The sequence below is a fragment of the Nocardia sp. CA-135398 genome, assembly GCF_050955845.1.
GTDB lineage: Bacteria > Actinomycetota > Actinomycetes > Mycobacteriales > Mycobacteriaceae > Nocardia.
The window spans coordinates 5,265,873-5,282,583 of record NZ_CP192084.1 but is presented as its reverse complement, the minus strand read 5'-3'; the positions used below and the strand labels follow the sequence as shown (position 1 = coordinate 5,282,583).

The window sequence follows — 16,711 nt, the reverse complement described above, 5'->3', positions numbered from 1 at the left end:
GCGGGGGATCCGGGCACGCGTGGTGCCGCCGAGATGGTTGGGCCCGGTCATCGGGATGGGGTAGGACCGGGTGTGTCGGGGGAGAACCGGAGGAATCAGTTACGCAGCAGTCGATCCAGTTCGACCAGCCAGGGTACCGCGACGGCCATGGTCGGGACCACCAGGATGGCCGCCGACCCCAGATATGCCGCCGAGGCGACCCGAAGATCGCCGATCCGTCCACCCAGGCGTTGGATGCGGATCAAGGTGGTCGGGCCGCCCGCGGCGAGCGCGCCCTGCGGAGCGGTGGATTTGGCGCAGGCGACCAATGCACGGGCCAGCGGTTTCGGGCCGGTGACCTTCACCGCCGAATCATCGGCGAGCAATTCGATCAACAGTTTGACCGAGCCGAGCGCGGCCTTGCTGCGAACCACCCGAGGGAACGCCTCGTGCACCGCGGTGAATGCCTCGAGCACCAGGTCGTGCCGGGCGCGCAGATGCGAACGTTCATGGCTCACGATGGCGGTGACCTCGGCGTCTTGCAGGCTGGTCAGTGTGCCTTCGCTCAATACGACCCGCTGGCGCAGGCCGGGCAGACAGTAGGCGATCGGTTCGGTCGAGGCGAGGACTCGGATATCGGCGGCGCGGCGCTGCGGTCCGCTCTGGTCGAGCAGATCGACGAGCATGCGGTGGCGCGCCCGACGCCTGCGGGTGTGCACACCGACGCGCACGATCGCGTACATCAGCCGGGCGCCGACCAGCAGGGTCAGCGCGAAGACGAAGACATAGGCCAGCCACAGCGGCAGTCCGAGCGCGTCGATCTCGCGGGCCGGGGAGGTGGTCGGGCGACCGTCCGGTCCGGGAACGAGTAATTGGGCGGCGATGGCCAGGCCCGAGCCGAATGCGCTGAGCACGGCGGCGAGCGCGATGGCCTGCCATAACACGAGCGCGGCGCGCGGTGTCCGATACGGCCAGGTCGCGCGGCTCAGCAGCGCTGGGGCAGGCCCCGCGAGAAGCAAAGCGAGACCGGCGAAGACCGGCGCGGTTGCATTCATCGACTCAGCTCACTGCGTTGTGGGGCCAGGGCGTCACCTCGTTGTGAGGCCAGGATCCCAAGACTACTGCTTCGGCGGCGCAGTATCTTCGGATGCCTCGAGCTTAGCGAGTGCTTCCCGCAACGCGTCCGTATCGTCCCTACCGACCTGTTCGACGAAGTGCACGAGTGCCGCCGCGCGGCTACCGGCCACATCGGCTTGCTGCAATGCGTCGACCATCAAGCTGGCCACCAGTTCGTCGCGGGTGTGCACCGGCGCGTAGCGGTGGGCGCGGTCGTCACGGCGCTGAACCACCAGGTTCTTCTTCGCCAGTCGTTGCAGCACCGTCATCACCGTGGTGTACGCGAGCTCACGGCGGGCGGCCAAAGCCTCGTGTACCTGCCGTACGGTCTGCGGCTCGTCGCTGGACCACAGCTGGTCCATGACCGCCTTCTCGAGTTCACCAAGTCCTGCCATTCCTCCAAGTTTACGGACTCAACGACACAATTGCGTACTACACCCCGTCGTAACTACCTGATAGCTGGTGTGTCATTTGTCATACTCCGGCAAAACGTGCCGAGTTCCGATGGGCACGACCATCGGACGACCGGAGACCGGATCCTCGAGCACCGAGGCCTCGAGATCGAAGACCGCGCGCAGCAGCGCGACATCGATGACGTCGGCGGGCGCGCCCTGGGCGACGGTGCGCCCGTCGCGCATCACGATGAGTTGGTCGCTGTAGCGAATGGCCAGGTTGAGATCGTGCAGCACCATCACCACGGTGCGGCCGAGGTCGTCGTGCAGCCGGTCGATCAGGTCCAGCACATCGACCGAATGGGCCAGGTCGAGGTAGGTGGTCGGCTCGTCGAGCAGCAGGATATCGGTGCCCTGGGCCAGTGCCATCGAGATCCAGGCGCGCTGGCGCTGACCGCCGGACAACTCGTCGAGTGCGCGATCGGCCAGCTCGGCGATGCCCGTCGCCGCGAGTGCGGACATGACCTCGGCCTCGTCGGTGGCCGACCACTGCCGGATCCAGGACTGATGCGGATGACGCCCGCGCGCAACGAGATCCGCGACGGTGAGCCCCTCGGGTGCGACCGGCGACTGCGGGAGCATGCCGATGATGCGTGCCACATCCTTGGTCCTCATCGTCGAAATCGCCTTGCCGTCCAACAGGATTCGGCCCTGACGTGGACGCAGCAGGCGGCCGAGCGAGCGCAGCATGGTCGACTTGCCACAGCCGTTCGGGCCGATGACAGTGGTGACGACGCCGGGCGCGATATCGATATCGAGTCCGTCGACGATGATGCGGTCGCCGTAGCCGAGGGTGACTTCCTGTGCGGAGAGCCGCGTATCGCTGGTCATGACAGGGTCGCCTTCCGATTCATGCGCACGAGCAGGTAGAGCAGGAACGGTCCGCCAAGGGCGGCGGTCACGACACCGACCGGCAGGTCGACCGGAAACAGCGTGCGCGAGGCCACATCCGCGCCGATTACCAGGATGGCGCCGATGAGCGCCGAGCCGATGAGCGGTTCGCCGGGAGTTCGCAGCAGTCGGCGCGCGATCTGCGGTGCGGCGAGCGCCACAAAGGTGATCGGACCGACGGCCGCGGTGGCGACGGCCGAGGCCACGACGGCCGCGCCGATCAATAGCGTCTGCTGCGTCTGGATCCGCACACCGAGCGCCCGGGTGGTATCGGTGCCGAGACGCAGTGCGGCAAGGGTTCTCGCGGAGCCGAGCGCGACCACGACGACGACGGCCAGTGCCACCGCGGCCGGGACGAGTTCGGTCCGGTCCGCGCTGTTGAGTGAGCCATTGAGCCAGAGTTGCGCGCGGGCCGCGTCCTGCAGGCTGGCGCGGGTGAGTAGAAAGCTGATGCCGGACAACAGCAATGCGTTCATACCGATGCCGATCAGCACCAGCCGCATCGGCGTGACGCCGGGGTCACCGGTCACGCCGCGGCCCCAAGCGAGCAGGTAGATCACTATCGCGGTGAGCAGGCCACCGGTCAGCGCTGCCAGTGGCGCACCGACGCTCGCGGCGAGTCCTGTTGTCGCGCCGCCGGTTCCGACCAGCACAGCGACCGCGCCGAGGCTGGAGCCGGTGGTGATGCCGAGCATATCCGGCGCGGCGAGCGGGTTGTGCAGGATCGATTGGGTGATCGCGCCCGCGATGCCGAGTGCCGCACCGACGACCGCGGCGGTGAGGGCGCGCGGCAATCGGGACTCCAGCACGATGAAGCGCTGGGAACGGGTGCCACCGCCGCTGAGCACGTCGAGTACCCGGCCGATCGGAATGTGGGTGTCGCCGAAGGCGATATCGAGGCAGAACAGTGTGAGTACGGTCGCGGCCAGCGCCACGACCATGAGCGCCATGGTGGGGCGCAGCACGATCGATATGGGGCCGAGGCGCAAGGCGGGGCGGAGCCAGTCTGAAGGTGCCGCTGTTGCCGCTGGAGTGCGGCCGGTCGCGGTGTTGTCGGGGCAGATTTCGTCCATAATTCGTTCGCTCATGAATGCTTCCTGGCGGCCCGATGCGATCGCTGTGCCATCTCCCTCACAGGCTCACCAACTTCTTACGACGCACGAGCAGAATGAAGAATGGTGCACCAAAGGCCGAGATCATCACGCCGACCTGTAATTCACCCGGTCGCGCCACAATTCGCCCGACCACGTCGGCGACGACCAGCAGCAATGCACCGAGCAGTCCGGAGTACGGGATCAGCCAGCGATGGTCGGGACCGGTGAAAACCCGTGCGACGTGCGGCACTATCAATCCGATGAAGGCGATCGGACCGACGGCCGCTGTCGCCGCGCCGCACAGCAGCACGATCGCGGCCAACCCGAGCGCCCGGCTGCGTCCGATATGCACGCCGAGTCCGCGCGCGACCTCGTCACCCAGGCTCAGCAAATTGAGACCCGGCGCGGCCGCCACGGCCAGCACCACGCCGGTCGCCGAGAACGGCAACACCTGCCAGAACACCTCGGCATCGCGGCCGTTCACCGTGCCGACCACCCAGAATCGATAGGTGTCCAGCGCCGCATTGTCCATGAGCACAATGGCATTCGTCATCGCCTGCAGGAATGCGGTCACCGCGGCACCGGCCAGCACCAGGCTGAGCGGACTCGCCTTGCCACTGCCGATCGCGGACACCCCGAACACCACCAGCCCGGCGATCAGCGCCCCTGCGAAGGCGAACCAGATGTACTGCTCGGGCGCGGTCAGCGCGAACAGGTAAATGCTCAGTGTCGCAAGGAAGGCCGCGCCCGCATTCAAGCCGAGCAGGCCAGCGTCGGCGAGTGGGTTGCGGGTATAGCCCTGGATCAGCGCACCCGCGATACCCAGCGCGAGTCCGGTGACCAGCCCAAGCGCGGTGCGCGGCAAGCGAAGTCCGCGCACGATCTGCTCCGCGGTCGACCCCGCGGGACAGGTGAACGGCCCGCCCGGGCAGGTGAGGGCATTGTGTACGGCGTCGTAGACGGTGCCGGGAGACAGCGAGCGAGTGCCGACGGCGATGCTGGCCGCGCTGGCGACTAGGAGTAGTGCGGTCAGCGCGACGAGTCCGAGCCGACGACGGCGCGCCGTATTCGTTCGTCGCGCCGCCGGCGCGATGGTGCTTGATGCCGTCACGGCGACGAACTACTCCTGACTCGATACCTGGTGTCCGGTTGCTAGGTCTGGTAAGCCTAACCTATCTTTTCGATCCGACCCATCACGGAGCCGACCCGAGGAGGTTCGATGTCCGAGCCGATCACGACCTACATGCCTCGCCAGTCCCAGGTGGCATTCGGTAGGACCTGTGCCCGGTTGCGCTCATTGCAACCCGAACATCCGCGGGTATATGCGGTGGCCGCAATGTCCGAGCAGGGCAAACGACGCTGGTGGCGACTGGCGGACGGATTGCGCGAGGGACGGATCGAACTGATGTACCGGCGGCACGCCGCGGAGATGATCAGCGCCGATACCGCCGCCGAAGTGGTGGCGACCGCATTGATCCACGCGGTGATCGGTCGGGTGGTCGCGCTGTTGGTTGCCGATGGACGAGTCTGGGACCCGGGTCTCGAGAATCTGTGGCTGCATACCGACAACGACGGCGGCATCGACTGGGCGGGCCTGGCGGACACCACGATTCGCGTGCTCGACGGTGATCGCCTGGCTGGGCAGGCCGGGGTGGTCACGTTGCCGTGTGAGCAGGCCATGTATGTCTGGCTCGTGCATCGGTGTGAGCCGTCGCTGCGGTTGATCCAGCGGACATTGGCCGGGTGCGCGGGGCTCGGCGAGCGCCGGTTCTGGTCGCTGGTCGGTGAATCCATTGTCGGCGCGGCCACTTACGTCCCGGATCTGGCGCGGGCGGATTCGTTGGTCGGTGCGCGCCGAGGTGAGGGGTTGCTGTCGGTGTTGGAAGAACGTGGTCTGCCCGTGCGCCGGGTTGTGGGTTGCCCGGCTCGCTAGTTTCCGCCGGTCGAGCTCGGGTGCCGAGTCCGTACTCATCGAGCGTGGAATGGGTTCCGACAGAAAGTGTCTGGAGTCCGCACGGTCTTGATCGAATGCGGCACCGCGCGCGGTGTGTGATTCGACGCGAGTTGCTTACTTAGGTAAGCCTGACCTATACTGGATGCGGCGTTGGGATCGGCCGAGTGTTCCGGAGGGCTGCCGTGAACCCCCGATCCACTGCCGCGGCGGGCTCCACCTACGTGTGGAGCCCGCCGCTCCGTCTCGGTGGCGAACGCCGCGGAGTAGCCGTCGTGCGAGTGCCGAGGCGCCCTGTGTCAAGGTGAATGCATGACACAGCAGGAAGTGGACCGGATCCAGTCGCTGGCCGACGTGACGCCCGAGCTGATGACCGAGCTCAGCAAGAACACCTTCACCGATCTGATCGGCCTCGAATTCACCGAGGTCACGCCGGATCGGGTGCGTGGTCAACTGACCGCGGGGCCGCAGTTGCTGCAGTTGGCGGGCATTGTCAACGGCGGTGTGTACTGCACGATCGTCGAAACGCTGGCCAGCGTCGGCGGCGGGGTCTGGTACAACGCTCAGGGCACCAACGGCACCGTGGTCGGGGTGAACAACAACACCGACTTCCTGCGCTCGGTCCGCGAGGGCAAGGTCTTCGGTGAGGCGACGCCGCTGCACCGCGGCCGCCTGCAGCAGCTGTGGCAGGTCGTGCTCACCGATGACGAGGGACGCACCGTGGCGCGCGGCCAGGTGCGGCTGCAGAACCTGCCCGCCCGGGATTGATCGGCACTCCCGGAACGGGCGTGCCAGAATTACCGTCACTCTGATCCACGAGCGCTGAGGAGCCCGGATGCGACTGTCGCCGCACGAACAGGAACGGTTGCTGCTGAGCTACGCGGCCGAACTGGCGCGGCGCAGGCAGGCGCGCGGGCTTAAGCTGAACCACCCGGAGGCAGTCGCGCTGATCACCGATCACGTGCTCGAGGGTGCGCGCGACGGGCGCACCGTCGCGGAGCTGATGTCTTCGGGTCGAACGGTTCTCACGTGTGCCGATGTGATGGAGGGGGTGCCGGAGATGATCCACGACGTGCAGGTCGAGGCCACCTTCCCGGATGGCACCAAGCTCGTCACCGTCCACCACCCGATCGGTTAGGGCGACCATGATTCCGGGTGAATACTTCTGTGCCGAGGGCACTATCGAGTTGAATGCGGGCGCGGACCGCATCGAGGTCGATGTCGTGAATACCGGCGACCGGCCGGTGCAGGTCGGCAGCCATGTGCATTTCCCGCAGGCCAATGCCGCGCTGCGTTTCGATCGGGAGGCCGCGCACGGACGGCGGCTCGATATTCCTGCCGGTACCGCGGTGCGCTTCGAACCCGGTCTCGGCCAACGGGTTTCGCTGGTTCCGCTCGGCGGCGCCCGCGAGGTCCACGGCATCAGCCTGAATCCCCCCGGACGTTTGGATGGTGCGTCATGAGTGAGTTGAGCCGCGCGCGCTACGCCGAGCTGTTCGGGCCGACCACCGGCGACCGAATTCGCCTGGCGGATACCGATCTGCTCATCGAGATCACCGAAGATCGCAGCGGCGGACCGGGACTCGCGGGTGATGAGGCGGTCTTCGGCGGCGGCAAGGTGCTGCGCGAATCCATGGGCCAGGCGCGCGCGACCCGTGCCGACGGTACCCCCGACACCGTGATCACCGGCGTGGTCATCATCGATCACTGGGGAATCGTCAAGGCCGACGTGGGAATTCGCGACGGCCGCATCAGTGCGATCGGCAAGGCGGGCAATCCGGACACCATGAACGGGGTGCATCCGGATCTGGTGGTCGGCCCGAATACCGAGATCATCGCGGGCAACGGCCGCATCCTCACCGCTGGCGCCATCGACTGTCATGTGCACTTCATCTGTCCGCAGCTGATGGACGAGGCGCTCGGCGGCGGCATCACCACATTGATCGGTGGCGGCACCGGTCCGGCCGAGGGCAGTAAAGCGACCACCGTGACGCCCGGATCCTGGCATCTGGCCCGGATGTTGGAGGCCACCGACGCGTGGCCGCTGAATATCGTATTGCTCGGCAAGGGCAATACCGTCAGCGCCGAATCCATGTGGGAGCAATTGCGCGGTGGCGCAGCGGGTTTCAAGCTACACGAGGATTGGGGCTCCACCCCCGCCGCGATCGATGCGTGCCTCACCGTCGCCGATGCGGCGGGCGTACAGGTGGCGCTGCACTCGGACACCTTGAACGAGGCCGGATTCGTCGAGGACACGCTCGGCGCCATCGCGGGCCGCGGCATCCACGCCTATCACACCGAGGGTGCGGGCGGCGGGCACGCACCCGACATCATCACCGTCGCTTCGCATCGCAATGTGCTGCCCAGCTCGACCAACCCGACCCGCCCGCATACCGTCAATACCCTGGACGAGCACCTGGACATGCTCATGGTGTGCCACCACCTCAGCGCGTCCATCCCGGAGGATCTCGCCTTCGCGGAGAGTCGAATTCGGCCCTCCACCATTGCCGCCGAGGATCTGCTGCACGATCTCGGCGCGATTTCCATGATCGGCAGCGATTCCCAGGCCATGGGCCGCATCGGTGAAGTCGTCATGCGCACCTGGCAGACCGCGCACGTCATGAAGCGCCGCCGCGGCGCGCTGGCCGGTGACGGCGCCGCCGATAACGCTCGCGTGCGGCGCTATATCGCGAAGTACACCATCTGCCCGGCCATCGCCCACGGGCTCGACCACGAAATCGGTTCGGTGGAGGTCGGCAAGCTCGCCGACCTCGTGCTGTGGGATCCCGCGTTCTTCGGTGTCCGCCCGCATGCCGTCCTCAAGGGCGGCGCGATCGCCTGGGCCGCCATGGGCGACGCCAATGCCTCCATCCCCACCCCGCAGCCGGTGCTGCCGCGCCCCATGTTCGGTGCAGCACCGCTGGCGGCCGCCGCGACCTCGCTGCACTTCGTCTCCGAACAGGCCATCGAGGACGGCCTCGCCGACCGTTTGGGTCTGCGCCGAAAATTGGCCCCGGTCAAGAACGTTCGTCGCGTCTCCAAGACGGATATGCCGAACAATGACGCCATGCCACGGATCGAAGTCGATCCGGATACCTTCACTGTGCGCATCGACGGCGAGGTCTGGACCGAGCAGCCCGCCACCGAGCTGCCCATGGCCCAGCGCTATTTCCTGTTCTGATTCTCGGCGGTTGCCGGGCGACGGCGAAATCATGTCCTGCGTGCGGCGCGCGCAGGCGAAACCTCGAAATCAGGTCCGGAGCACGGTGCACGACGCGGGGGCGCAGGTGTCGGCCGCTCAGTTTCGGCGGTATCCGGGCACCCGGTGGCAGACTTCATGGCATGACGACGTTCGAGTGGGCCGACGTGGACAGCTATATCGTGGACTCTCTGGTGGGAGGCGAGGATTCGACCGCGACGGCATTGGCCGCCAATGCGGCGGCGGGGCTGCCCGCCATCGATGTATCGCCAGCGCAGGGGAAGTTTCTGCATTTGATCGCGCGGTCGATCGGGGCGCGGCGGGTGCTCGAGATCGGCACGCTCGGCGGCTACAGCACGATCTGGTTGGCCCGGGCGGTGGGGAAGGACGGCCAGGTCATCACCTTGGAATTCGAGCCGCGGCACGCACGGGTGGCGCGGGAGAATCTGGATCGCGCCGAGGTCGGGGATCGGGTCGAGATCCGAGTGGGTGCGGCGCTGGACAGTCTGCCGGTGCTCGCGGAAGAGGATCCGGAGCCGTTCGATCTGGTGTTCATCGATGCCGACAAGGTCAACAATTCGAACTATGTGCTCTGGGCGCTGCGCCTGACCCGCCCCGGCTCGGTGATCATCGTCGACAATGTCGTGCGCAATGGCGCTGTCGCCGATGATCATTCGGACGATCCGGCGGTTCAGGCCAGCCGCGAGCTGGTCGAGTTGTTAGCCGCCGAACCGAGCCTCGATGCCACCGTCGTGCAAACCGTGGGCAGCAAGGGGTGGGACGGTTTCGCTTACGCCGTGGTGAATGGTGAATTCAACGACTGAGCCGACGCACGTGATCCGCTATCGCTACGCCTGAAGCACCACCTTGCCGACGGTGCCGCGCGTCTCCAGCGCGCGGTGCGCCTCGGCCGCCTCGGCAAGCGCGAAACGCTGGATCGCGGGCCGCAGTCGACCGGCTGCGGCCTCGGCCATGGCCTTGTCCTCCAGCGGGCGCAGATCGCCGCCGGCGCGCTGGAGCATGCGCGGTCCGACGACCATCTCGGAGGTGATCCCGCGGGTGGCCGACTCCTCCTCCGAAAGCGATGGCGGCGCACTGTCGGCCGCGCCGTAGATCAGATGCTGACCGCCCTTGCCCAGCAGATCGACTGCGGCGCGGCTTATTTCGCCACCGACACCGTCGAACAGCACAGTGGCCCTGCGGTCGCCGAGCCGGGTACGCACCTGCTCGGGCCAATCGCGACGTAGGTAGTCGATCGCGATATCCGCGCCATTGCGTTGCACCAGTTCGACTTTCGCGGGCCCACCGGCCAGTCCGACCACCGTCGCCCCGACATTCTTGGCATGCTGAACCAGCAGTGTCCCGATGCCACCCGCGGCGGCGGTTATCACCACAACGCTGTCGGGGCCGAGCTCGGTGAACAACAGAATCCCCATGGTCGTTCGCCCGGTGCCGACGATCGCGACCGCCTCCGCCGGATCGAGATCGGCCGGAATCTCATGCAGCCGAGCGGTTTCCGTCACGGCCAACTCGGCATAGCCACCCGGGGCCTGACCGAGATGAGCGACAACCCGTTTTCCGAGCCAGGCGGCATCGACGTCCGGCCCGATTCGTCGCACAGTCCCGGCGACTTCGCGACCCGGGATGGTCGGCAGCGTGGGCGGCGGATAGGGACCGGCCGCACCGCGACGCAACGCCGTATCGATGAAATGCACGCCGGCAACCGCGACTCGGATGAGCACCTGCCCCTGCCCGGGTACCGGATCGGGAACCGTTTCGTAGCGCAGATTTTCGGCTGGTCCGAAGGTATGCAGTCGGATGGCGTGCACGGTTGCTCCTGATCGTCGGCGGACCAGCCAACCCTGCAACCTGAACCGCCGTTCAGGTCAAGAGGTGGTGGACCTCGCGCACCGTGCCTCGAATCCGTCGCAGAGCGCGGACAATCCGATATACAGCAGATCCTCCGAGGTCAGATCGCTGACACCACTGCCGTTCAGATCCGCAAGCGCGGGCGGAATGGGCAGCTGTGATTTTCCTTCCAGCAGTGCCCGCAGTCCGTTCGAGCCCTCCGGATTCATGCCCTTGCGCGCGACGAGCGCACCGCTGATATGCGGCAGCGTGGCCCCGGAGATGTAGTTCCACACCGCGAAGGCCATGGTGGACGCCTCGCGGGTCGAGACATTCAGCTCGCGCAGCCCCTCGACCAGCCATGCGAAACAGGCCAGACCTTGCGGGCCGAAGCTGTAGCGGGGCATCGCGAAGGTGAGCAGCACCCACGGATGCTTCTGGTAGAGCGCCCAATCGATCTCGGCGGCGATGCGCACTCGGTCACGCCAGGTCCAGTTCTTGCCCTCCGGCGACGGATACGGATTGCGTGCCGAGATCTCGTCCGTCATCAATGCGAGCAGTTCGTCCTTGTTCGCGACGTGCCGGTACAGCGACATCGCGCCGACACCGAGCTGCTCGGCGATATGTCGCATGGACAATCCGTCCAGTCCCGCCTCGTCGGCAAGGGCGATCGCGGTGTCGACAATGGCCGCTCGGGTGAGCTTCGGCTCGGTCATCCCATGACTCGCTTCCAGTTTTGGGACCGCATGCGTACACTGTACCCGGACTGGTGCGTACGCCGTACGCGACACGGGAGAGGAATCGACATGACACAGGTGGAGGTCGCGCAGGCGGCGCCGAGCGGTTCGCGGCGTGCTCGGCTCGGTCTCGCGGTATTGCTGCTGCCGGTGCTGCTGGTGTCGATGGACATCTCGGTGCTGTTCCTGGCCATGCCGACGCTCACCCTCGATCTCGACCCGTCGGCCGCGCAGCAGCTGTGGATTCTCGATATCTACGGCTTCCTCATCGCGGGCCTGCTGATCACCATGGGCAATCTCGGGGACCGGATCGGGCGGCGCAATATTCTGCTCGCCGGTGCGTCGGTGTTCGGTATCGCCTCGATCATGGCGGCTTTCGCGCCGAGCGCCGTGGTGCTGATCATCGCGCGGGCGCTGATGGGTTTGGGCGGCGCGACCCTGTTGCCGTCGAGTCTGGCGCTGATCTCCAGCCTGTTCCCGAACGCCCGCGAACGCGCCGCGGCGATCGGTGTGTGGACCGCATTCTTCGCGGGCGGATCCGCGGTCGGCCCGATCCTCGGTGGGCTGCTGCTGCACCACTTCTGGTGGGGCTCGGTATTTCTGATCAATATTCCGGTGCTGCTGATCCTGCTCGCCTTCGGTCCGTTCGTACTGCCGGAACATCGCGCCGGTGTGGTCGGTCCGCTGGATATCCCGAGCGTGCTGCTGTCGATCGGCGGCATTCTGCCGGTCGTCTACGCGGTGAAACAGATCGCCGCCGAGGGGTTCGATGTGGAACCGCTCGTCATCGGACTCATCGGTGCCGTGCTGCTCGCTGTCTTCGTGCGGCGGCAGCGGCGGCTGGCCGAACCGCTGCTGGATCTGCGCCTGTTCCAGCGCGCGCAGTTCTCGGTCGCGATCGGCTCCAGCCTGGTCGGCATGATGTCGCTGGCCGCCATGAGCTACCTGACCAGCGTCTACCTGCAATCGGTGACCGGACGTGACCCGCTGGCGGCCGCGCTGCTCGGGATCCCGATGGCGATCGCGGTGTTCGTGTGCTCGATGGGTGGTGCGCGAGTCGGGCACCAGCTCGGGGTACGTCCCACCTTCGTGCTGGCGCTACTGGCCGCGGCCGTCGGCAATGTGATGCTGATCGGTGTCGGGGTGGACGGTGGAATCGCCTGGTACCTCGCGGGATCCACGATCGCGGGCATCGGCTACGGCCTGGCGTTCACCCTGGTATCGGATGTGGCGGTGTCCTCGGTGCCGCCGGAGCGGGCCGGATCCGCGGTCGGGATCTCCGAGACCAGTTTCGAATTGGGCAATGCGCTGGGTCTTGCGCTGCTGGGTTCGGTTGCGGCACTGGTCTTCCGGTCCGGTGGCGACTATGCGGACACGCTCGGCGAGACCATCCAGCATGCGGGCGGCAACTCCGCGCTGATCGATGCCGCGCGCGAATCCTTTGTCTCCGGAATGCATGTGGCGACCTCGGTCGGTGCGGTGCTGTTGGTGGTGATGGCGGCGATCGCCGCATTCGCACCCCGGCGCTGACCGGCGCGCCTCCCCGGATTCGGCTGCGATTCGCGATATAATCAGGTGTCATGATTTCGCATGACATCACCTCGATCGAGGGTTTCATCCGCAGCTACGACGAGATCGTCGCGGCATCGGATTTCGCCGCACTGCCAAGCCTTTTCGAACCGGTGATCCTGGTGACCACGCCGACATCGAGTCGCTGTGTGAGCCGAGAGGAATTCGTGGCCGCCGCGCGAGCGCGGGCCGACCAGTTCGATACGGGGTCGGCGCCGAACACCAGGCTGGTCGAGCAAACCACCTTCGAATTGGGCGGACACTGCTGGCTGACCTCGGCAAAGTGGGCGCTGTCGCTCGGCGAGCGTTCCCTCGACGTCTACAGCGACTTCCTGGTGCGCCGCGCCGAAGACGGATTGCGGATCGCGGCCTACCTGCCCCGACAGGATCTGCCCGAGCTCCTGCGTGCCTCGGCGAATGATCGCGAATAGCGGAGTTCCGGCGCATACAGTCGAGAGGGTGAACGACACTCCGGCTTCGAGCAATGGCCGCCCGCTCGCCGAGCGGGTGGCGTCCTGGCTGCTGTACCCGACCTACCGGCCGCGCGAGAAATCCCTGCGCGGGCAGGTTGCGGGCCGGATCGTACTGGTGACCGGCGCATCGCACGGCATCGGCAAGGCGAGTGCGCGCAAACTGGCCGCGGCCGGTGGGGTAGTGCTGCTGGTGGCGCGCTCGGGCGACGCACTGGAGCAGGTGGCGGCCGAGATCATCGCCGAGGGCGGCGTCGCGCACGTGTACCCGACGGATATGACCGATATGGAGGCCGTCGAGAAACTCGGGCGCGATCTGCTAGCCGAGCACGGCCATATCGATGTGCTGATCAATAACGCGGGCAAGTCGATTCGCCGTTCGATCGACGAATCCTACGATCGCTTCCACGATTTCACGCGCACCATCGATGTGAACTATCTCGGTCCGGTCCGGTTGCTGCTCACATTGCTGCCGAGTATGCGCGATCGCAAACAGGGCCATATCGTCAATATCTCCACCTGGGGTGTACGCATGCCGCCCGCGCCGCGGTGGGCTGCCTACGGTGCTTCCAAATCCGCCTTCGACGTCTGGTTACGCAGTGCCGCAGCGGAAATCGCCGCCGACAAGGTGACGACGACCTCCATCTACATGCCGCTCGTGCACACCAGGATGAGCGCGCCGACCGACTTCAGCCGGGTGCCCGGGCTGACCGTCGATGAAGCATCTGATCTGGTCTGTCACGCCGTGACCGCCAAACCACGCGAGATCGCGCCCTGGTGGTCGCCGGGTGTTCAGGCCTGGTCCGATCTGACCCGTGGGCAGGCGCAGCGCTTCATGGAACGGGCATTCCGTCGCTGATCGTCATGCGCCCGGTGTCCGGCGTGGGCGCGGACCGATCTGATCGAGCAGCACGTTGACCTCGTCCGGGAAGCCATTGGTCACCGCCTTCGGCGACTTGTTCGGGAACCGGCGCGTGACGTGTTCTTCCGCGGCCGATCCCGGAAGCACGTAGACGGGTTCGGCTTTGTTCTGCAGCGGACGCACGACATCGTCGAGGTGGGTTTTGCGATCGTCGAGGTATGCGCCGATCACATCCTCCCCGGCCGGGCAGACGGCCATGCAGTACCCGGCTTTGTAGTTGGGTTTGAACGACAGGCTTTGCCACATCGAGAACGATTCACCGGTGGTGACGCGCTCGCGGTACTCGTCGGCGCTATCACTGTCGGCGACGGTTTCGGCCCAATCGGTGAACCCGCCCATGAACTCTCGGTAGTTGTGGGTATAGCAGGCCTGGAAATCGAAGCCGCCGTCGTTGGTGATCGCGCCGACCGGACAGGCCGATACGCACAGCTTGCATTCCAGACACGGATTGAAATCGAGTGCGGTGCTCGGCTCATCGATCACCGCATCGGTGACCACCGTGCCGAGCAGAATGAAATTGCCGAACTTCGGGTGAATCACGTTGCGGTGGATACCCATAACGCCCAATCCGGCGGCCTCGGCCACCACCTTGTGCGCGATCACCCAGATCCGACCCGGGAACTTGTCGACCTCCATCGGATATCCGGGCGCGGGGTATACGGCGCGGTACCCGGCATCCTGCAGTGCCCTGGTAATGCGGCGCGACACCTCATTGGTCTCGTCGTCGGCGTGATTGAATTCGGTATTGGCCAGGCTGCGCATGGTGCTGCGCAGGTTGTCCCGGTTCATCCGGACACAGAAGGCCACGAATGTGCGTGCGGAGGGCAGGATTTCGCGCGCGTGCTCGAGTTCGACCGCCACCCTCGGATCATCGACCGGTACGAAGCCCACATCGTCGGCTCCGGCCGCGAGGCACAGCTCGCGCAGCCGCGCCGCACTCAGCACCGGATCCGGTGTCGTGCGCGCCATTTCGGTGACCCGCTTGACGGTCGGATGCTCCGCCAATCGTCCCTGCCCCGTTGGTTCATTTTCCGACATCGGCCCTCCTCGTAACGGCGAGACCGACACGGCCTCGGTAATATAGACTGCGCCGATCCCCGAAATTCATCACACTCCGGGCGTGTCGCGCGCATCCGACGATAAGTCGTTGGCGGAAATGCGGTTCGGACGCAATTTTCCCGCCGTCCATGCGACCGCGGCGCCGATGCCCGCGCCCAGCAACCAACCGGCTAGCACATCGGTCGGCCAGTGCGCACCGAGATACACCATGCACCCCCCGACGAGCACCACCGCGGTGGCGAGCGCGGTGCCCGCCGCACGGCGCATACGGCCCGATCGCCACTGCACTGCCAGGAATACGGCCATCGCCAGCGCCGAGGTGGCGGCGGCATGAGTGGAAGGCATTGCCCAGCTGTGGATTTCGGGCCACAGGGTCAGGTCTCCAGCAGGCCGCGGCCGCCTGACCACCTGCTTCAACCAATGCGCTACGAGATCGCCCGACAACAGACTCGCCGCCGCGATACCGCCGACCCGCCAACTCCGCGTCGCGACCACCGCCAACACCGCTGCGAGCGCGACGACTTCGAGTACCTCGATGCGCATTCCGGCATTGCCGATGCCCTGGATCACCTGCGTCACCGCATCGGCGCGCCCGGCCGAGACAGCGCGCATGATGCCTTCATCGAACCCCATCACCCCGATGCTTCCAGACCTCCAACGGTGGCAGGAGTCATCCCGACCCCGCCTCGGTCCGAAGATCATGTGTGGCCCGGTCGGGGTGAGGGAGCCCGACCGTGTCACGCATAGGATCGACGGGTGCACGGATCGGATGCGGGGACCACGGGGTTGGCGACATTGTTCGCCTTGGCGGACTCGCGCCTGCCGATCGGGGGGCATGTGCACTCCGGGGGAGTGGAGGAGGCGGTGGCATCCGGGGTGGTGCGGGATGTCGCGACCGTCGAGCTGTATCTGCGGCGGCGGATCCAGACGTCCGGACTGGTGGCGGCGTCGTTGGCGGCGGCGGTATGTGCGGGGAAGTTGACCGCGCAGCGCGCCGAAGCCGAAGCCGATGCGCGGACACCGGCCCCGGCCGCGCGGGCGGCGTCGCGAGCTCAGGGGCGTGGCTTGGTGCGGTTGGCGAAACAGGTTTGGCCAGAGGAGGATTGGGCCGTACTCGGTCTGCGGCCGCATCTGTCCACGGCCTTCGGTGTCGCCGGGCAGGTCTGTGGCGCGAGTCCCGAGCAGGCCGCCGCGGTTGTCGTCTACACGACCATGACGGGCGCGGCGACCGCGGCACAGCGGTTGCTGGCATTGGATCCTGCCGCGGTCGCGGCCTGCACGATCCGCCTCGGCGAACTCTGCGACCGGACCGCCGCGGCGGCCGCGACCGAACTCGCCGCGCTCTCGGATCCGCTACAGGACGTACTCGCACAGCGACACCTCCTCCGCGATATGCCCCTGTTCGCGTCCTAGGCGCGCAATCG

General features: G+C 66.6%; 19 protein-coding genes. 10 read left to right on the top strand and 9 right to left on the bottom strand.

Features of this window, described 5'->3' with window-relative positions; genetic code table 11:
- Positions 1–95 precede the first annotated feature (95 nt).
- The 5 genes from ACQP1T_RS22910 to ACQP1T_RS22890 form a co-directional block, all read right to left on the bottom strand.
- Positions 96–1,034, bottom strand: coding sequence for a M56 family metallopeptidase (locus ACQP1T_RS22910; protein WP_062993871.1), 939 nt, complete (start codon positions 1,032–1,034; stop codon positions 96–98).
- Positions 1,035–1,097: 63 nt separating this feature from the next.
- Positions 1,098–1,490, bottom strand: coding sequence for a BlaI/MecI/CopY family transcriptional regulator (locus ACQP1T_RS22905; RefSeq protein WP_040689937.1), 393 nt, complete (start codon positions 1,488–1,490; stop codon positions 1,098–1,100).
- A 72-nt stretch (positions 1,491–1,562) separates the two neighbouring features.
- On the bottom strand, positions 1,563–2,378 hold the full coding sequence (locus ACQP1T_RS22900; protein ID WP_433755081.1) for an ABC transporter ATP-binding protein: 816 nt from the start codon (positions 2,376–2,378) through the stop codon (positions 1,563–1,565).
- Positions 2,375–3,526 carry a FecCD family ABC transporter permease gene (locus tag ACQP1T_RS22895; RefSeq protein WP_433755080.1) on the bottom strand — a complete coding sequence of 384 codons (1,152 nt, stop codon included), beginning with the start codon at positions 3,524–3,526 and terminating at the stop codon, positions 2,375–2,377. Before ACQP1T_RS22895 ends, ACQP1T_RS22900 begins: the two co-directional genes overlap by 4 nt.
- 43 nt (positions 3,527–3,569) lie before the next feature.
- Complete coding sequence (locus ACQP1T_RS22890) at positions 3,570–4,643, bottom strand: FecCD family ABC transporter permease (protein WP_433755079.1); 1,074 nt, start codon at positions 4,641–4,643, stop codon at positions 3,570–3,572.
- Between the two features lie 108 nt (positions 4,644–4,751).
- Here ACQP1T_RS22890 and ACQP1T_RS22885 point away from each other — a divergent pair, with 108 nt between their 5' ends.
- The 6 genes from ACQP1T_RS22885 to ACQP1T_RS22860 all read left to right on the top strand — a co-directional run bounded on the left by ACQP1T_RS22885 (position 4,752) and on the right by ACQP1T_RS22860 (position 9,506).
- A complete protein-coding gene (locus tag ACQP1T_RS22885; protein ID WP_433755078.1) occupies positions 4,752–5,465 on the top strand; it encodes a hypothetical protein in 714 nt (237 codons plus the stop codon).
- A 387-nt stretch (positions 5,466–5,852) separates the two neighbouring features.
- Positions 5,853–6,251, top strand: coding sequence for a PaaI family thioesterase (locus ACQP1T_RS22880; protein WP_062993890.1), 399 nt, complete (start codon positions 5,853–5,855; stop codon positions 6,249–6,251).
- A 67-nt stretch (positions 6,252–6,318) separates the two neighbouring features.
- Positions 6,319–6,621, top strand: coding sequence for an urease subunit gamma (locus ACQP1T_RS22875; RefSeq protein WP_433755077.1), 303 nt, complete (start codon positions 6,319–6,321; stop codon positions 6,619–6,621).
- A 7-nt stretch (positions 6,622–6,628) separates the two neighbouring features.
- Positions 6,629–6,946 (top strand): urease subunit beta, encoded by a 318-nt coding sequence (locus ACQP1T_RS22870; protein ID WP_433755076.1) that lies wholly within the window; start codon positions 6,629–6,631, stop codon positions 6,944–6,946.
- On the top strand, positions 6,943–8,664 hold the full coding sequence (locus tag ACQP1T_RS22865; RefSeq protein WP_433755075.1) for an urease subunit alpha: 1,722 nt from the start codon (positions 6,943–6,945) through the stop codon (positions 8,662–8,664). Before ACQP1T_RS22870 ends, ACQP1T_RS22865 begins: the two co-directional genes overlap by 4 nt.
- 161 nt (positions 8,665–8,825) lie before the next feature.
- A complete protein-coding gene (locus ACQP1T_RS22860; protein WP_433755074.1) occupies positions 8,826–9,506 on the top strand; it encodes an O-methyltransferase in 681 nt (226 codons plus the stop codon).
- A 24-nt stretch (positions 9,507–9,530) separates the two neighbouring features.
- Here the strand turns inward: ACQP1T_RS22860 and ACQP1T_RS22855 are convergent, their stop codons facing one another.
- Positions 9,531–10,511 (bottom strand): zinc-binding dehydrogenase, encoded by a 981-nt coding sequence (locus ACQP1T_RS22855; RefSeq protein ID WP_433755073.1) that lies wholly within the window; start codon positions 10,509–10,511, stop codon positions 9,531–9,533.
- 57 nt (positions 10,512–10,568) lie between these two features.
- Positions 10,569–11,246: a TetR/AcrR family transcriptional regulator gene (locus ACQP1T_RS22850; RefSeq protein ID WP_433755072.1), complete on the bottom strand. Its 678-nt coding sequence runs from the start codon at positions 11,244–11,246 to the stop codon at positions 10,569–10,571.
- A gap of 90 nt (positions 11,247–11,336) precedes the next feature.
- Here ACQP1T_RS22850 and ACQP1T_RS22845 point away from each other — a divergent pair, with 90 nt between their 5' ends.
- Genes ACQP1T_RS22845 through ACQP1T_RS22835 form a run of 3 tightly spaced genes read left to right on the top strand, consistent with a single transcriptional unit; the run spans position 11,337 to position 14,165 of the window.
- Positions 11,337–12,797 (top strand): MFS transporter, encoded by a 1,461-nt coding sequence (locus ACQP1T_RS22845; RefSeq protein ID WP_433755071.1) that lies wholly within the window; start codon positions 11,337–11,339, stop codon positions 12,795–12,797.
- Positions 12,798–12,847: 50 nt separating this feature from the next.
- Positions 12,848–13,267 carry a hypothetical protein gene (locus ACQP1T_RS22840; protein ID WP_433755070.1) on the top strand — a complete coding sequence of 140 codons (420 nt, stop codon included), beginning with the start codon at positions 12,848–12,850 and terminating at the stop codon, positions 13,265–13,267.
- Between the two features lie 28 nt (positions 13,268–13,295).
- Positions 13,296–14,165: an SDR family NAD(P)-dependent oxidoreductase gene (locus ACQP1T_RS22835; protein WP_433755069.1), complete on the top strand. Its 870-nt coding sequence runs from the start codon at positions 13,296–13,298 to the stop codon at positions 14,163–14,165.
- Between the two features lie 3 nt (positions 14,166–14,168).
- On the opposite strand, the gene ACQP1T_RS22830 is transcribed toward ACQP1T_RS22835, so the two are convergent.
- Positions 14,169–15,266: an epoxyqueuosine reductase gene (locus tag ACQP1T_RS22830; RefSeq protein WP_433755068.1), complete on the bottom strand. Its 1,098-nt coding sequence runs from the start codon at positions 15,264–15,266 to the stop codon at positions 14,169–14,171.
- A gap of 69 nt (positions 15,267–15,335) precedes the next feature.
- The gene (locus ACQP1T_RS22825) at positions 15,336–15,920 is read right to left on the bottom strand and encodes a phosphatase PAP2 family protein (RefSeq protein WP_433755067.1); all 585 of its coding nucleotides are present in this window, start codon (positions 15,918–15,920) and stop codon (positions 15,336–15,338) included.
- Positions 15,921–16,043: 123 nt separating this feature from the next.
- On the opposite strand from ACQP1T_RS22825, the gene ACQP1T_RS22820 reads away from it, so the two are divergent.
- Positions 16,044–16,700 (top strand): urease accessory protein UreF, encoded by a 657-nt coding sequence (locus ACQP1T_RS22820; protein WP_433755066.1) that lies wholly within the window; start codon positions 16,044–16,046, stop codon positions 16,698–16,700.
- Positions 16,701–16,711 lie beyond the last annotated feature (11 nt).

Bases quoted from the DNA above. Each gene is read 5' to 3' on its own strand.
- ACQP1T_RS22910 (WP_062993871.1), bottom strand. From the start codon at position 1,034: ATGAATGCAACCGCGCCGGTCTTCGCCGGTCTCGCTTTGCTTCTCGCG.
- ACQP1T_RS22905 (WP_040689937.1), bottom strand. From the start codon at position 1,490: ATGGCAGGACTTGGTGAACTCGAGAAGGCGGTCATGGACCAGCTGTGG.
- ACQP1T_RS22900 (WP_433755081.1), bottom strand. From the start codon at position 2,378: ATGACCAGCGATACGCGGCTCTCCGCACAGGAAGTCACCCTCGGCTAC.
- ACQP1T_RS22895 (WP_433755080.1), bottom strand. From the start codon at position 3,526: ATGAGCGAACGAATTATGGACGAAATCTGCCCCGACAACACCGCGACC.
- ACQP1T_RS22885 (WP_433755078.1), top strand. From the start codon at position 4,752: ATGTCCGAGCCGATCACGACCTACATGCCTCGCCAGTCCCAGGTGGCA.
- ACQP1T_RS22880 (WP_062993890.1), top strand. From the start codon at position 5,853: ATGACCGAGCTCAGCAAGAACACCTTCACCGATCTGATCGGCCTCGAA.
- ACQP1T_RS22875 (WP_433755077.1), top strand. From the start codon at position 6,319: ATGCGACTGTCGCCGCACGAACAGGAACGGTTGCTGCTGAGCTACGCG.
- ACQP1T_RS22870 (WP_433755076.1), top strand. From the start codon at position 6,629: ATGATTCCGGGTGAATACTTCTGTGCCGAGGGCACTATCGAGTTGAAT.
- ACQP1T_RS22865 (WP_433755075.1), top strand. From the start codon at position 6,943: ATGAGTGAGTTGAGCCGCGCGCGCTACGCCGAGCTGTTCGGGCCGACC.
- ACQP1T_RS22860 (WP_433755074.1), top strand. From the start codon at position 8,826: ATGACGACGTTCGAGTGGGCCGACGTGGACAGCTATATCGTGGACTCT.
- ACQP1T_RS22850 (WP_433755072.1), bottom strand. From the start codon at position 11,246: ATGACCGAGCCGAAGCTCACCCGAGCGGCCATTGTCGACACCGCGATC.
- ACQP1T_RS22845 (WP_433755071.1), top strand. From the start codon at position 11,337: ATGACACAGGTGGAGGTCGCGCAGGCGGCGCCGAGCGGTTCGCGGCGT.
- ACQP1T_RS22840 (WP_433755070.1), top strand. From the start codon at position 12,848: ATGATTTCGCATGACATCACCTCGATCGAGGGTTTCATCCGCAGCTAC.
- ACQP1T_RS22830 (WP_433755068.1), bottom strand. From the start codon at position 15,266: ATGTCGGAAAATGAACCAACGGGGCAGGGACGATTGGCGGAGCATCCG.
- ACQP1T_RS22825 (WP_433755067.1), bottom strand. From the start codon at position 15,920: ATGGGGTTCGATGAAGGCATCATGCGCGCTGTCTCGGCCGGGCGCGCC.